Annotated in this window: 14 protein-coding genes; 7 read left to right on the forward strand and 7 right to left on the reverse strand. The window is 70.6% G+C overall.

The annotated features are described in order from the left end of the window. Positions 1 to 47: 47 nt before the first annotated feature. The 5 genes from AB5T46_RS01385 to AB5T46_RS01405 form a co-directional block, all read right to left on the reverse strand. Positions 48 to 3,380: a TonB-dependent receptor domain-containing protein gene (locus tag AB5T46_RS01385; protein ID WP_370562022.1), complete on the reverse strand. Its 3,333-nt coding sequence runs from the start codon at positions 3,378 to 3,380 to the stop codon at positions 48 to 50. A gap of 75 nt (positions 3,381 to 3,455) precedes the next feature. Then, the gene (locus AB5T46_RS01390) at positions 3,456 to 4,433 is read right to left on the reverse strand and encodes a FecR family protein (RefSeq protein WP_370562023.1); all 978 of its coding nucleotides are present in this window, start codon (positions 4,431 to 4,433) and stop codon (positions 3,456 to 3,458) included. Continuing rightward, a complete protein-coding gene (locus AB5T46_RS01395; protein WP_370562024.1) occupies positions 4,408 to 4,977 on the reverse strand; it encodes an RNA polymerase sigma factor in 570 nt (189 codons plus the stop codon). Before AB5T46_RS01395 ends, AB5T46_RS01390 begins: the two co-directional genes overlap by 26 nt. 94 nt (positions 4,978 to 5,071) lie before the next feature. Further along, entirely contained in the window at positions 5,072 to 5,821 is a 750-nt protein-coding gene (locus AB5T46_RS01400; RefSeq protein WP_370562025.1) for a hypothetical protein, read from the reverse strand. 24 nt (positions 5,822 to 5,845) lie between these two features. Next, positions 5,846 to 7,474, reverse strand: coding sequence for an alpha/beta hydrolase-fold protein (locus tag AB5T46_RS01405; protein WP_370562026.1), 1,629 nt, complete (start codon positions 7,472 to 7,474; stop codon positions 5,846 to 5,848). 202 nt (positions 7,475 to 7,676) lie between these two features. On the opposite strand from AB5T46_RS01405, the gene AB5T46_RS01410 reads away from it, so the two are divergent. Further along, the gene (locus tag AB5T46_RS01410) at positions 7,677 to 8,366 is read left to right on the forward strand and encodes a hypothetical protein (RefSeq protein WP_370562027.1); all 690 of its coding nucleotides are present in this window, start codon (positions 7,677 to 7,679) and stop codon (positions 8,364 to 8,366) included. A 227-nt stretch (positions 8,367 to 8,593) separates the two neighbouring features. Further along, complete coding sequence (locus AB5T46_RS01415; RefSeq protein WP_370562028.1) at positions 8,594 to 8,947, forward strand: FmdB family zinc ribbon protein; 354 nt, start codon at positions 8,594 to 8,596, stop codon at positions 8,945 to 8,947. A gap of 22 nt (positions 8,948 to 8,969) precedes the next feature. Here the strand turns inward: AB5T46_RS01415 and AB5T46_RS01420 are convergent, their stop codons facing one another. Then, positions 8,970 to 9,887 carry a DUF3011 domain-containing protein gene (locus AB5T46_RS01420; protein ID WP_370562029.1) on the reverse strand — a complete coding sequence of 306 codons (918 nt, stop codon included), beginning with the start codon at positions 9,885 to 9,887 and terminating at the stop codon, positions 8,970 to 8,972. Positions 9,888 to 10,007: 120 nt separating this feature from the next. Between AB5T46_RS01420 and aspS the strand changes: the two genes are divergently transcribed. Further along, positions 10,008 to 11,768, forward strand: coding sequence for an aspartate--tRNA ligase (gene aspS, locus AB5T46_RS01425; RefSeq protein WP_370562030.1), 1,761 nt, complete (start codon positions 10,008 to 10,010; stop codon positions 11,766 to 11,768). Positions 11,769 to 11,824: 56 nt separating this feature from the next. Here aspS and AB5T46_RS01430 read toward each other — a convergent pair whose 3' ends face one another. Further along, entirely contained in the window at positions 11,825 to 12,457 is a 633-nt protein-coding gene (locus tag AB5T46_RS01430) for a glutathione S-transferase family protein (protein ID WP_370562031.1), read from the reverse strand. A gap of 186 nt (positions 12,458 to 12,643) precedes the next feature. Here AB5T46_RS01430 and AB5T46_RS01435 point away from each other — a divergent pair, with 186 nt between their 5' ends. From AB5T46_RS01435 to ruvC, 4 genes are all read left to right on the forward strand, one after another. Next, positions 12,644 to 12,880, forward strand: coding sequence for a DUF6289 family protein (locus AB5T46_RS01435; RefSeq protein ID WP_370562032.1), 237 nt, complete (start codon positions 12,644 to 12,646; stop codon positions 12,878 to 12,880). A 74-nt stretch (positions 12,881 to 12,954) separates the two neighbouring features. After that, complete coding sequence (locus tag AB5T46_RS01440; protein WP_370562033.1) at positions 12,955 to 13,620, forward strand: lipase family alpha/beta hydrolase; 666 nt, start codon at positions 12,955 to 12,957, stop codon at positions 13,618 to 13,620. 57 nt (positions 13,621 to 13,677) lie between these two features. Continuing rightward, entirely contained in the window at positions 13,678 to 14,433 is a 756-nt protein-coding gene (locus tag AB5T46_RS01445) for a YebC/PmpR family DNA-binding transcriptional regulator (protein ID WP_370562034.1), read from the forward strand. Between the two features lie 87 nt (positions 14,434 to 14,520). Further along, entirely contained in the window at positions 14,521 to 15,081 is a 561-nt protein-coding gene (gene ruvC / locus AB5T46_RS01450; protein ID WP_370562035.1) for a crossover junction endodeoxyribonuclease RuvC, read from the forward strand. Positions 15,082 to 15,142: the final 61 nt, after the last annotated feature.

A 15,142-nucleotide genomic window follows, 5' to 3' on the forward strand; every position in this document is an offset into this window, starting at 1 on the left:
TGGTCGCGCGCAGCCGCCGGGACCGGTCCCGGCGGCGCGCGGGCCGTTCAGAAGCTCGCGCTCAGGCGCAGCAGGTAGGTGCGGCCGATCGGGTCGTAGGCGCCAAAATTGCGGCCCACCTGCGCGGCATATGGGATCTTGCGGTCGAACAGGTTGTGGACTGACAGCTGCGCCTTGACGTGGTTGCCGAGCCAATAGCCGACGGTGGCGTTGAAACGCCAGTAGTCACCGATGTCATTGACCTCGCGCGGAAGGTCCTCTTCGGTCGCGTCCAGGTCGCGGACGACCGAACTGGTCCACAGCGCCTGCAGGTCCAGCTCGAGTTTGTCGAGGCTGTAGCCGGTGGACAGGTTCACCCGGTACTCGGGCGTGCCGACGCTGCCGACGGCATCCTGGGCCGGCACGCCGGGCTGCGCCACGAGTTCGTACTTGTGGGTGTACGACAGCTTGCTGCCGATGCGCATGCTGCCGACGCCGAGGTCGAAACGGTACTCGGCGGCGCCGATCAGCCCGGAGAAGTCCAGCGTCGAGGTGTTGACGAAGCCGGTACGGTAGCCGTTGGCGATGTCGCCGGCGGTGCGCACGGCCCCCGGCTGCGCCGCCGCCTGTTCGGCGGTCAGCCGCTCGAAGGTCGCGCAGGCCGGCTCGTTGGGGAAGTTGGCGCTGTCGTAGCAGGCCGACAGCAGCGCGCCGATGCCGAGATTCTGGATGCCGTTCTCCAGCGAGATGTCGGACCAGTCCATCGCCAGGCGGAAATCGGGCAGGGCGACCGGCTGGTACACGAATCCGAGCGACCAGGAGTCGGCGGTCTCGTTCATCAGGTCGACGTTGCCGGAGCGGGTGCCGTACGCCGAGACCGCGCCGGTGGTGGACTCGAAGGCGGCCGGATCGTCGACGCCGACCGCCGCCAGGGCGGCCCGGCAGTTGGCCTCGCGCACGGCCGGGTTGGCGCCGCGGTTGTAGTTCTGCGCGTTGCACACGTCGTTGATCGAGCCCGCGACCGGGGCCGAACCCAGGAACAGCTCGGTGATCGCCGGCGAGCGGATCGCATGCGTATAGACCCCGCGGAAGACCAGGCCGTCGCCCCAGCCGGGCAGGCGCGGGGCGAAGCGCGCGCCGACCGACCAGGTCAGGTCGCTGCCGGCGAGGGAGTTGTCGACGTGGCGGGCGGCCGCCTCCAGGCTCAGCGCCTTGGCGAAGCGCAGCTCCTGCGACTCCGCGATCAGCGGGGCGACCAGTTCGCCGTAGAACTCGGTGGTGCGGTAGCTGCCCTCGATCCCGGCGAAACTGCCGGAACCGCTGCCGATCAGCACGTTGCCCGCCTCGAGGGTGGCGTCGGGCTCGAACGCGCCGCTCTCGGTGCGGCGCTCCGCGCCGACGTTGAACTGCAGCGGCTCGGCCAGCCCGACCGGCAGCGCGCCGGTCAGGTTGCCGGTCAGGACCTTCTGGGTGTTGAGGCTGGCGGCGCGGCCGCGGTCGGTGAGGTAGTCGATCGCCTCCAAGCTGGCGTTGCCGGCGCCGAACAGGTTGATCGGCACGCAATCGCCACCGGAGGCGCAGACGATGTTGCCGCTGCCGTCGCGCACCGCGTCGATGGCGCGCAGCAGCCGTGCCGGGTCGATATAGGTCAGGGACGAGATGCTTTCGCTGCGACCGTAGTTGTAGGAAAGATCCCAGGACCAGGTCTCGTCGAAGGCCGCGAAGTCGCCCTTCAGGCCGCCGACGAAACGATACAGATCCAGCGTGGTTTCGCCTGGGGTGCGGTCGACGATGTCGTTGAGGTTGCGACTGAGGTTGAAGCCGTCCAGCCCGTTGTCGGCCAGGATCGCCCGCGAGCGATCGCTCAGGTAGGGATTGTCCGCGGAGAATCGGAGCGTCGGCCCGCCCACCACCGGCGCCGCGAACTGGTAGAGCTCGCTCTGCTCGACGCCTTCGGTGCGCACATAGGTCGTCTCGGCGAAAGCCCGCACCGACGGCGTGATGTCGAAATGGCCCAGCGCATTGAAGATGGTGCGCTCGCTCGGGGTCAGCAGCCCGAAATGGTCGGCCGGATCCAGGCCGTCGCCGCCGTCGGCCAGGATCGGCGCGCCGAGCGCTTCCTGGACCGCCCGACCCGGCACGTAGGACACCAGTTCGCCGTCGGCGCCGAACTGGAGCGGCGTGCCGCTCGAGTCGTAGATGTAGTTGCCGCGCGTATAGAACGGCGGCAGCACCGCGCCAGGCAGGTCGAAGCCCAGGATCGGCGCCAGCTGGTTGTCGTATGGCAGCCCACCTTCGGTCAAGAGGGCGTAGCGCAGGTTGTCGGCCGCCACCCACGCGGCGATGCCGTCGGCGGGGCCGGTATCGTCGGGGTTCGGCAGCAGGTAACGGAACGGCATCCGGTCGGACAGGCGCAGGCCATGCTGGCGGTGGTACTCGGTGCTGATCACCGCGTTGCCGCGGCCGTCGGCGAAGTTGCCGCCGAACAGGCCGCGCACGCTGTAGCTCTCGGCGTCGCCGCGGTCGGTGATGCCGTACTGCACCGACGCCTGGGCGCCCTCGAAATCCTCCTTGAGGATCACGTTGACGGTGCCGGCGATCGCATCCGAGCCGTATACCGGCGCGCCGCCGATGGCGACTGTCTCGACCCGGTCGACCAGGCCCGCGGGGATGACGTTGAGGTCCACCTGCGAGCCGGACGAGGCCGCCCCGCCGACGCCGGCGACGGTGTTGGAAGAGACGAACCGCCTGCCGTTGACCAGGGTCAGGGTACGCTGCGATCCCAGGCCGAAGAAATTGACGAAGGTCTGGGCGATCCCGAGGGGTGCCTGTGCGGCGCCCACCGGGCTCGACGCCGAGGGACCGAACCCGGGCGTGTCCTCGAGTGCCCGGCCGATGTTGGTATAGCCGCGCCGGTCGATCTCCTCGGCGCTGGTCACCAGCGCCGCCTGCAGGGTATCGAAGCCGGCGCGGTTGATGCGGGTGCCGGTGACCTGGATGCGCTCGAGCTCCACGGTCTGGCCGGTCGGCGGCGGGACCTCTGCGGTCGGCACGGGCTGCGGCGCGGGAGCGCGCGGACGCCGCACGGTGACGGTGTCCTCGCCGCTGGCCACCACCTCCAGTCCGGTGCCCTCGAACATCCGCCGCACCGCTTCGATGGTCTCGAAATTGCCGTGGACCGCGCGGGTGCGAACCCCGCGCAGATCGCCTTCCGGCGCCATGATCTGCAGGCCCGACTGCTCCGCGGCCGTGCGGATCGCCTGGGCGGCCTCCTGCGGCGGCAGGTCGAACTCCCTGCGCTCCTGCGCCTGCGCCGGCGCGGCGGCGAGCGCACAGCCCAGGCCGATGGCGAGCCACAGCCGGCTGCGCCGCGGAATCCTGCATGATCCGATGCTGTTCACGGTCCCCGTTCTCCCCGGTATCGCATGCGCGATGCATGCCCTCCCTGTGTACGAGGGGCGTGCGTCGCGAATCCTCTATTGCCGGCGCGGCGTGGAAGCGCGGGTCAGGACGATCGCTCCGGGCTCCTCGACCACCCGGGCGTCGAAGGTCGCCGCCGCGGAACGCGCGAAGGCGCGGGTGTCGCCGATCCGGAACACCCCGACGAAGTGCTCGGCCGCAAGGTCCGGATCGGCGATGCGGATCGGGACCTGGGCGTAGCGGTTCATCTCGGCGATGGCGGCCTCCAAGGGTTCGCCGTCGAAGGCCAGGTAGCCTTCGCGCCAGGAATGGCGACGCGATACCTCCTCGGCGGTGAGTGCGTTCTCGATCATCGGCAGGGCGCGCGCGGCCACCACCTGCTCGTTGCGGGCCGCGCGCCGCGGCCGCTCCAGGCCCCTGGAATCGGGGCGTTCGACCTCGACCACGCCCTCGAGTACCGTCACCGCCACGGCATCGCCCAGGCGGCGCACCGCGAACTCGGTGCCCACCGCGCGCGCGGCCACGTCGCCGGCCTCGACCACGAACGGCCGCGCCGGGTCGCTGACGACCTGAAAGGTGGCTTCGCCGCGCTGCAGGCGGATGCGGCGCTGCGCCTCGCCATAGCGCACCCGGATCACCGAATCGGTGTTGAGCACGACGATGGAGCCGTCGTCCAGCGCCAGCCTCACGATCTGGCCGACGCCGGCAGCGTGGCGGCCGGCATAGTGCTCGTAGCCGATGCCGCCGGCCAGCACGGCCAGCAGCAGCGAGGCGGCGACGGCGAATGCGCGCATGCGCACGCGGCGCTGCGGCACGACTGGCTCCTCGCCACCACCCTTCGCCATCGCGGCGATGCGGTCGAGGTCGTGCCAGATCGCCTGCGCGCGCACGAACGCGCCGCGGTGGCGCGGATCGCGCGCCAGCCAGGCGTCGAGCTCGCCGCGGTCGCGCTCGCCCAGCGCGCCCTCGGACGCCCGGACCGCCCAGCCGGCGGCGATGCCGTCGATATCAGCGCTGTCGTTGCCTGCGCTCATCCGCTCCACTGCTCCGTGCCGGCAGGGCCGGCATCTTGCTCATTTCCCGCATGATCGTTCTCAGGGCCTTGGCCAGGTGCTTCTCCACGGTGCTCTCGGAGATGTTCATCCGCTCCGAGATCTCGCGCTGCGACAGCGACTCGAATTTCTTCATCACGAACGCCTGCCTGCACTTGGCCGGCAGCGCCGCGATCGCCGCGTGCAGCCGCTCGACTTCCTCGCGGCCGCTCAGGCGCCGTTCCGGGTTGGGTCCGGCGTCCGCCACGTGCAGCGCGTCGATGTCCGCCACCGTCTCGATCGGCACGATCCGCGACCTCCTGACGGTCTCGCCGACCACGCGCCTGGCGATGACGAACAGATAGGCGCGCGCGTCGTTGATGCCGTCCGTGTTCACCGCCCACAGCCGGGCGTAGGTTTCCTGGACGACCTCGTCGAGGTCGCACATCGCGAGGCCGCGGATGCGCGAGGACAGCCAGCGGCGCACGTCGCTTTCGTGCGGCAACACTTCCCGCGCGAACCAGCGGATGCGGCTCTCATGTTCCACGGACAGAATCCCTGACGCTGCGCTTGCCCATCACTCGCCATGCTTCATATCACGTCCTGCCGTGCTGCCCGCTCGCGCGGCGGATCGTAGTGGCTCACTGCGCGGTGATGCTGCGCAGCACGGTGCCGTCCGCGGCCAGGAAATCCAGCCGCGGCTCGCCCTCGGCGTCGACCGTCAGCTGCAGCCGTGGCCGGCCCTCCGGGTCGGCCAGGCGCACCACCGCGTCCTCCAGCGCCTTGCCGGCGAACAGGCGTTCGGCGCCGGCGCCGCCGCGCGCCATCGCGTAGTCCATCATCTCCTTGCGGATGGCCTCGCGCTCGGCGTCGGATTCCGCCCCTGCGGCGCGGTCGCTCATTTCCATCAGCGGCCCGATCGAATAGTCCGGGCGGTCCCAGACCCGCAGCCCGGCGACGCGGCGGCCGTCCTGGTCGTTGTAGACCATGCCGACGGTCTGGTCCTGCTTGTACTGGTCGAAGAACAGCCCGGCCGAGGCCGCGTGGGCGCCGTCCTGTTTCGCGCTGGCGAAGGTCATGCCGCCGGATTCGTCGCCCTCGTCGTTGAAGAACAGCATCCCGCCGCCCTTGCGGCTGTGATGGCGGTATTCGGTGCCTTCCATGAACAGCCCCGGGAAACGCGCGCTGTTGGCGATCACCAGGCGGTTGAGGCCGTTGGGCTCGACCACGTTGAGCCGCTGCACGGTGAGTTCCTCGAACTCGCCGGTCGCGGCGGTTTCGGCCTGGTCGGCCGGACGGGTGGTGATCCGGTCCCAGGCGGTCCAGCCGGAGAGTGCGGTCACGGCGACCAGCCAGGCGGTCAGCAGCCGGTCGCGGGGCGTCATCGTCATGTCAGGGGTCCTTTGCTGGAGTCGTCAGGGGCGGGCGGGCGCATTGGCGTCGACGTGGGCGGCCATCTCGCGCACCACTCCGGCCCAGTCGGTGTGGTGCCAGTTGTGGCCCTTCATCGGCCGGCCGTACTCGAATCGCGCCGGATAGCCGTCGCCGGCCACCTCGCGCAGCATCCGCTCGAAGCGGTAGACCGCGAGGTTGAGGTAGAAATCGTCCATCTCGCCGGCGAACAGGTGCAGCTTGCCGCGCAGGCGCGGTGCCAGCTGGTCCCAGTGGTCGCGCGCGTACGCGCTCAGGTCGTAGCCGTTGTCGCGCATCCACGTGGCGACCTCGCGGTCGATCGCGCCGCTGCGCTTGTCGAACAGCAGCCGCGGGTAGCCGTCCTCGCCGGCCGGGCCGTGGGTGGCCTGCCAGATGTCCAGCTGGTAGCCGGAGCGGCCGCGCGAGCCCAGCACCGCTTCGAACGCCGCCAGGTGGCGCATGTCCAGCAGCGGCTGGCCGTCGCGGGTCCGGCGGAACGGACGTTCGGTCTGCAGCCAGTCGTTGGCCGGCACGCTGAACATGTTGTCGTCGGCGTAGATGTCGCTGAGCAGGTAGTTGCGGAAATCGATCGGGTCGGGGTTGAACACCCACGCGCCGCCGAAGAAATCCGGGTAGTGGAGCTGCAGCGCCAGCGCCTCCCAGCCGCCGGTCGAGGCGCCCTCGACGATGCGCGCGTGCGGCTGGCCGATGCCGCGGAAGCGCCGCTCCAGCTCGGGCATGATCTCGCTGGTCAGCGCTTCCCCGTACGGGCCGTTGTTGGGGGAATCGACCGCGTAGGACTCGACGAAGTACGGGCTGGGATGCTCGAAGGTGATCGCGACCACGCGCGGAAAATCCTCGCCCTGCCAGGCCTGGGAGAACTCGTAGCCGGTCTCGACGTTGGCGTCGCGGGCCCTGGCCACCGCTGCCTCGTCGTGGCTGGCCGGATCGGGATCGAAGCCGAACGGCGCGTTGCCATGGCCGAAGACGTAGACCAGCGGGTAGCGTGCGTCGGGGTTCTCGTCGAAGCCGCGCGGCAGCAGCACGCTGGCGCCGATGTGGATCGGTACGCCCCAGAAGTCGCTGAGGATCTCGCTGCGGATGCGTACCCGGCGGATCCACGGCGTGTCCTCGAGTTCGGGCAACTCCGGCACGGTCGCCGCCAGGCGCAGCGGCACCGGCGCCACATCCGGCCCCAGCGTGGCCGACTGGACCGCGCTGTACAGATTGCCGGGCTTGGCGTGGAAGGGCACCCGGCGATCGGTCAGCGGCAGCCACAGGCGGTGTCCGTCGGCGCGGTCCAGCTGCGTATAGCGGACCAGCACCGCCTGGACGTGATAGTCGCCGGGCGGCAGCGCGTCGAGGCTCTCCAGCGGGTAGGCGGCGGCGTCCGCGCCGACCGCGACTTCCGCGCCCGGCGCCAGCCCTTCGACATCGACCCCGAACACGGCCGGGCCGTTCAGCCCGATCGCCAGCCGCGGCTCGGGCTGGCCAGCGCGGGCCACGGCCACGATCAGGCGCCCGGTGACCGGCCCGTCCGCGACCGCGGGGTCCAGCACCACCCTGAAGTCTGTCGCCGCCGCCGCGGGCGCCAGCATCGCCAGCAGCAGCGCCAGCAACCACCGGGGCACGGAAGGCCGCCGGGCGTTCCGGACGGATGACGGCTCGGGCATCTGCGCTCCCTGTCGTGGCGGCCGGTGTGGCCGTCCCCTCCCGAACTACGAGGGCCGTCGGCGGAAAATCCGCCATTCCGCCGCCGCCAGCCAGATCAGGGACGTTCTCCGCTCGCGACCCGCCCTTGCCGCATCGGCACCGTGCGGCTACGGTGGCGTGATGAACGCGATCCCGGCCCGTCTGTCCCTGCCCTTGTTGTTGCTCGCCCTTTCCGCCTGCACGGTGGTCACCGGCTCCGGCGACGATGCCGCCGCGCGCGCCGACGCCGCTGCCGAAGAAGCCGCTCCCGACGAGACCGTCGCCCGTGCCGCGGACGGTCTGGCCCCGCCCGACGCGTTCCTCGCGCGCCTGGCGCAGCACTGCGGGCAGGCCTTCGCCGGCCGCATCGTCGCCAACGAGCCGGCGCCCGCCGGGCCGGACGACTTCGAGGGCAAGCCGCTGATCATGCACGTGCGCGGCTGCGACGATCCCGCGCGCGAACTGCAGGTGCCGTTCCATGTCGGCGACGACCGCTCGCGGACCTGGCTGCTGACCCGCACCGACACCGGCCTGCGGCTCAAGCACGACCACCGCCACGAGGACGGCAGCGACGACGCGGTCACGATGTACGGCGGCGATACCGCCGGCGCCGGCACCGCGCAGCGGCAGGAATTCCCGGTCGATGCCGAGTCGATCGCGCTGTTCGAGCGCGAGGGCCTGGATGCCTCGGTCACCAACACCTGGGCGATGGAGATCGAGCCGGAGCGGCGTTTCCTGTACGAGCTCAGCCGTCCGGGCGGGCGCCTGTTCCAGGTCGAGTTCGACCTGACCGCGCCGGTCGACCTGCCGGCCGCGCCCTGGGGCCATTGAGCCGACCTGCAAGCGCCTCGTAGGAGCGCGCCATGCGCGCGATGCCCGCATCGTCGGCCCGGTCCGCACGGTTTCGGCAACCGCAGCATGTCCGAAGCAACTGCCGCATCGTCATACGGCGCCGGCATCGCGCGCATGGCGCGCTCCTACGCAGGAATCGGCGGCCGATCGCTTGATTCGCCGGCCGCTGGCCCCACAATGTGCGCAGACTCCGCGAGTGCACCGCCATGCCGATCTACGCCTATCGCTGCGCCGCTTGCGGCCATGACTTCGACCGATTGCAGAGGCTGGCCGATCCCGATCCCGATGCCTGTCCCGCCTGCGCCGCCGATGCGGTGAAGCGGCAGCTGACCGCGCCGGCGTTCCGCCTGTCCGGCAGCGGCTGGTACGAGACCGACTTCAAGAAGGACGGCGAGAAGAAGCGCAACCTGGTCGAAGGCGGGGAGGGCGCGGCCAAGCCGGAAGCGGCCCCGGCGGCGGAGACCAAGGCGCTCGCGGCGAAGCCCGACGCCGCCGCCGCGAAGCCCGCGCCGGGCCCCGCCAAACCGGCGCCGAAGCAGGCACCCACGACCACGCCCTGACGCCGGACGAAGCGTTCGCGCCTCAGCGCACGCCGAACCGGGCCCGGCACCCGCCGCTGACCCACAGCGATGCACCGCCGTCATAGCCCCAGGACCGGCCCTCGACGCAGGGCAGGTTAGACAATTGCTCGATCAGGCGGGGCCGTCCGTGCGAGGCCTGCCAGGCGCAGGTGACGCGCTGGTAGTGGTTGCTGGCGCAGGTCACGCTGTAGGCATTCGCGGGCGGACGAGGCCCCGGGCCGCCGCTGCCGAACTCGGCCCGGCAGCCGTTGTCGACCCACAGTCCGCGCCGGTCGTAGCCCCAGGTGCGGTCCTGCACGCAGGCCTGGCCGGAAAGCTGGCGTAGCAGCCGCGGCCGGCCGACCGCCGCATTCCAGGGGCAGGTCCGGAAGCGTCCGCCCTCGCTGGCGCAGGTGACGCGGTCGCCGGCGACCGGCGGCCGGACTTGCGCACCGGCGACGAACTCCGCGCGGCAGCCGTTGTCGACCTGGACGCGGCCGGCCTGCGACTGCCAGGTGCGGCCCTCGATGCAGGGCGCCGAGGACAGCTGCCGGACAAGCCGCGACGGACCGCGCCAGGGCGTCGGGCAGGTGCGCGAGCGGCCATCGTCGCTTTCGCAGCGGATGGTGTTGCCCGGCCGGACGGGCGGCCGCGGGCCGGACGTGCCGGCCAGCGAACGGGCGATGTCCTGCTTGATCCGGCTGAAGGTCCAGTTGGAGCGGTTGACCTGGTCGAGGTAGAACTGCAGCTGGTCGTCGGGAATGCGGCGGCCGCCGGACTGGTCGGAATACTCGAGCGCGATCACGCGCTCCTGGTCGCGGACCGACAGCTCGCGCAGGTTCTCGGGCGCGTAGGCGCGGGTCTGCGGCTGGGCGTGCAGCGGCGAACCGCCGAACGCGACCAGGACCAGGAGCAGGAGACATCCGGACAAACGGTGCATGGCGATTCCCTCCGATGGCGGGGACCGGCGCAGCGGCGGCGACGCGTCCCGGCGGCCTGCCGCTAAAATAGCGCGTTTCCCGCCGCCAAAGCGGGACCGCCCTCGCTCCCTGGAGTTTCCATGCGTACCCATTACTGCGGCCTCGTCGACGAGGCGCTGGTCGGACAGACCGTCACCCTGTGCGGCTGGGCCGATGTCGCCCGCGACCTCGGCGGCCTGTGTTTCATCGACCTGCGCGACCACGAGGGCATCGTCCAGATCGTCGCTGAACCTGAGGCCGGCGCCGAAGGCAATGCCGAGGTGATCGCCGCCGCGGCCGCCGTGGGCTACGAGGACTGCCTGCGCGTGACCGGCGAGGTGCGGCTGCGCGAGTCGCCCAACCCGAAGCTGCCGAACGGCCGCGTCGAGGTGGTGGCGCGCGGCATCGAAGTGCTCAACAAGGCCGAGCCGCTGCCCTTCCACGCCCACGAGAACCCGGGCGAGGACATCCGCCTGCAGTACCGCTACCTCGACCTGCGCACCCCGCAGATGCAGGCCAAGCTGCGCATCCGCACCCGCCTGGTGCAGGCGCTGCGGCGCTGGCTGGACGCGCGCGGCTTCCAGGACATCGAGACGCCGATCCTGACCAAGGCCACCCCCGAGGGCGCGCGCGACTTCCTGGTGCCGGCGCGCATGCATCCGGGCGAGTTCTATGCGCTGCCGCAGTCGCCGCAGCTGTTCAAGCAGATCCTGATGATGGCCGGCTTCGACCGCTACTACCAGATCGCGCGCTGCTTCCGCGACGAGGCGCTGCGCGCCGACCGCCAGCTCGAGTTCACCCAGCTCGACATGGAATTCGCCTGGGTCTCCGAGCGCGACGTGCAGGACACGGTCGAGGCGATGCTGTGCGACGTGTTCCGCGAGGTGATGGAGGTCGAGCTCGGCGTCTTCCCGCGGATGACCTGGGCCGAGGCGATGCGCCGCTACGGTTCCGACAAGCCGGACCTGCGCATCGCGCTGGAGCTGGTCGATGTCGACCCCGAGGTGAAGGATTCGGAGTTCAAGGTGTTCGCCGACTGGGCCGGCGTCGAGGGTGGCCGCGTCTGCGCCTTGCGGGTGCCGGGCGGCGCGGCGCTGTCGCGCAAGCAGATCGACGAGTACGCCGCGCACGCGGCCAAGTTCGGCGCCAAGGGCCTGGCCTACGCCAAGCTGGCGGAGAGCGGCGAAGTGTCGTCGCCGATCGCCAAGTTCTTCCCCGACGAGGCGTTCGCCGCGCTGCTCGCGCGCGTTGGCGCCGGCAACGGCGACATCGTGTTCTTCGGTGCCGGCAGGTACGCGACCGTCAGTGACTTCATGGGCGCGGTGCGGCTCAAGGCCGGCCGCGACTTCGGCCTGGTCGAGGCCGGTTGGAGGCCGCTATGGGTCACCGACTTCCCGATGTTCGAATGGGACGAGGAGGCGGGCCGCCACGTCGCGCTGCATCACCCGTTCACCGCGCCCGCGGTCGATGACGAGGCCGAGCTCCGCGCGAATGCGCGCACCGCGGTCTCGCGCGGCTACGACATGGTGCTCAACGGCAACGAGATCGGCGGCGGTTCGATCCGCATCCATCGCTCGAGCATGCAGTCGGCGGTGTTCGAACTGCTCGGCATCGGCGCGGAGGAGGCGCGGGCCAAGTTCGGCTTCCTGCTCGACGCGCTGAAGTACGGAGCGCCGCCGCACGGCGGCATCGCCTTCGGCATCGACCGCATCGCCGCGCTGATGGCCGGCACCGACTCGATCCGCGACGTCATCGCCTTCCCCAAGACCACCGGCGGCCAGTGCCTGATGACCGGCGCGCCGTCGCCGATCCCCGAGGCGCAGCTGGCGGAAGTGCACATCGCGGTGCGGCCCAAGGCCTGAGCGCCCGCCCGCCGGCGCCTACGGACGATCTCGCAGGCGCCGGCCGCGGAACGGTATCAGGCGGATGCGGCCTGGATCTCCGCGAACGCCTGCGCGATGCGTGGCGCCGCCGTCGGGCGTGCGTACATGCGGTCCATGTAGGCGCGCAGCCGCGGGAAATCGGCGAGCAGGTCCTCCTCGTTGGCCCAGTCCATCAGGTAGGCGGTCACGCAGTCGGCGGCGGTGACGGTGTCGCCGACGATGTAGGTGCGGCCTTCCATGTGACGGTCCAGGACGGCTGCCATGTCGCGGAAATCCTCGCGGGCCAGGTCGATGTCGGCGGGCAGGCGCTTGTCTTCCGGGTAGAGGAACGTGTGCCGCGCCATGCGCCAGAGCGGCTGCTCCAGCTCCGTCATCGCGAACAGCGCCCAGCGATAGACCTGCGCGCGCGTCCCGAGATCGGACGGGAGCAGGCCGTGCCCGGGATACTTCTCGGCGAGATAGAAAACGATGGCGGCGGATTCGGTCAGGATCAGGTCGCCGTCGACGAGCACCGGGAGTTTGCCGGCGGGGTTGAGGCGGAGGAATTCGGGCGTCTGCCCCTCGCCAGCGGTCAGGTCGACGGGGATGAATTCGAACTCGGCGCCCAATTCCCGGAGCGCCCACTGCGCGCGCAGGGAGCGGGTTGGACCGAAGCCGTAGAGTTTCATGCGGTTGTCCTGTCTGTGGATGTCACCTTTAGACGAACGAGAGGGACGGGAATCGACACCACGCAAGGGGGCGGCCCGCGCATGCGCCAAACCTTGACCCGGTTCGCCGTTTGCGGCGCCATCGGCGGCGGCGGCTGCGCTAGCCTGACCGCGGGGGGATTATCCGCAGCCAAGGAGGAGCACGCCATGAAGATCCGTTTCCGCAGGACCCTGCTCGCGTTCGCCGCCACCGCTACCGTGCTGTTCGTGATCGGCACCGCGTTCGCGCGGTATCCGATCCTGGGCGAGGAGTGGGGCGAATGGACCAACTACGACAGCAGCGGCAATGCCGTCGGCGGTGGCCGCATCGAATGCGACGGCAACACCTACAGATGGGGCAGTTCGGGCTCGTCGGGCGGCCTCACCATCTATCCTTGCAACTAGGAGGCAGGCGAACGAGGGCGGCCCCGGGGCCGCCCTTCTTCTCTGCGGTGGCTGGAGCGGACGGGAGCCCCGAATTGCCGAAAGACGATGCAATCAAGCGGGGCGGGGCGGCGATCGCGCGGGTGATCCTGCTGCACGGCCTGTGGATGCCGGGCATGGCGATGCGCTGGTTCGCCGCGCGCCTGCGCGGCGCCGGCTTCGCGCCGGAGGTGTTCGGCTACCGCAGCATCGTCGGCGACCCCGGCGCAGCGGTCCGGCGCCTGGCCGCCCGCCTGGGCGACGGCGGGCCTGCGCACCTGGTGGGCCACAGCCTGGGCGGGCTGGTGGCGCTGCAGGCCCTGGCCGAAGCGCCGCAGCCGGCGCTCGGCCGCATCGTCTGCCTGGGCACCCCGCTGTGCGGCAGCGGCGCGGCGACGGCGCTGTCGCGGCGGACGCTGACTGCGCTGTACATGGGGCGCAGCGGCGCGACCCTGCGCCGCGGCTGCGTGATTTGGCCGTCGGACATCGAGGTCGGCATGATCGCCGGCCGGGTGCCGCACGGGCTCGGCGCGCTGTTCGCCGGCTTCGACGGACCGCACGACGGCACCGTGTCGGTGGCCGAGACCCGCGCTCCGCGGCTGAGCGATCACGTGGTGGTGGACGCCAGCCACAGCGGCCTGCTGTTCTCGCGCGAGGCGATGGCGCAGACCGCCTGTTTCCTCCGCACCGGCCGGTTCCGGTGCGACGCCCCGGCGCCTTAGGGCTGCGGCGGCGCAGCGCCTATAATCCGCGCCTGTTTCCAGCAGGCACGGGTTTTCATGGCCGGTCATTCCAAATGGGCCAACATCCAGCACCGCAAGAACGCGCAGGACGCGAAGCGGGGCAAGGTGTTCACCAAGCTGATCCGCGAGATCTCGGTGGCCGCGCGCAGCGGCGGCGGCGATCCCGGCGCCAATCCGCGCCTGCGCACCGCGATCGACAAGGCACTGGGCGCCAACATGACCAAGGACGTGGTCGAGCGCGCGATCAAGAAGGCGACCGGCGAGCTGGAGGGCGTGAGCTACGAGGAGATCCGCTACGAAGGCTATGCGCCGGGCGGGGTTGCGGTGATCGTCGACTGCCTGACCGACAACAAGGTCCGCACCGTGGCCGACGTGCGTCATGCCTTCAGCAAGTTTGGCGGCAATCTGGGCACCGACGGTTCGGTGGCGTTCCTGTTCCGCAAGCTCGGCGTGCTGAGCTTTCCGCCGGGCGCCGACGAGGACGTCGCCTATGAAAGCCGGATCACCGAGGCCGCGATCGAGGCCGGCGCCGACGACGTGGTGGCGTACCCGGAGGACGGCTCGATCGACGTGCTGACGGCGCCGGAAGCCTTTTCTGAAGTCAAGGAGGCGATGACCGCGGCCGGCATGGTCCCCGCGCAGGCCGAGGTGACCTGGCGCGCCGACAACGACGTCGCCGTCGAGGGCGAGACCGCGCAGCAGGTCGCCAAGCTGCTGGACTGGCTGGAGGACCTGGACGACGTGCAGGACGTATATTCGAACGCGGAGCTGGGCCAGGATGCATATGCCTAGGAGCTGTGATTCGGGATTCGTGATTGGTGATTCGCAAGAGCGGTCGCACCGGATGCTGTTCGGGTCGATGGCAGCGCAGCAGTTTCGATGACCAATCACGAATCTCGAATCACCAATCACGGCTCCTCCGTGCGTATCCTCGGCATCGATCCCGGCTCGCAGCGCACCGGCGTCGGCATCATCGATGTCGACGCGGGCGGGAAGATGACGCATGTCTTCCACGCCCCGGTGCAGCTGCTGTCGGCGGCGGATTTTCCCGGGCGGCTGAAACTGCTGTTCGAAGGCCTGGGCGAGCTGATCGAGCGTTACCGTCCGGACGAGGTCGCCGTCGAACAGGTGTTCATGGCGAAGAATCCCGATGCGGCGCTCAAGCTGGGCCACGCCCGCGGCGCGGCGATCTGCGCAGCGGTGATGCGCGACCTGCCGGTGCACGAGTACGCCGCCAAGGAGATCAAGCTGGCCGTGGTCGGCCGCGGCAGCGCCGACAAGGCGCAGATCCAGCACATGGTCGGCATCCTGCTGTGCCTGCAGGGCAAGCTGCAGGCCGACGCTGCCGACGCGCTGGCCGCCGCGATCACCCACGCGCATGTGAGCGCCAGCGCCCGGCGCCTGGGTGTCGGCGCACGAGAAGCCTGGAGCCGCAAGTGACGGGAATGGGGAATCGGGAGTCGGGAATGGGAAATGCAAGAGCCGAAGCGAATCTGCGGGG

The organism is Luteimonas salinilitoris (genome assembly GCF_041300785.1).
In the GTDB taxonomy this organism is placed as follows: Bacteria; Pseudomonadota; Gammaproteobacteria; order Xanthomonadales; family Xanthomonadaceae; genus Luteimonas; species Luteimonas salinilitoris.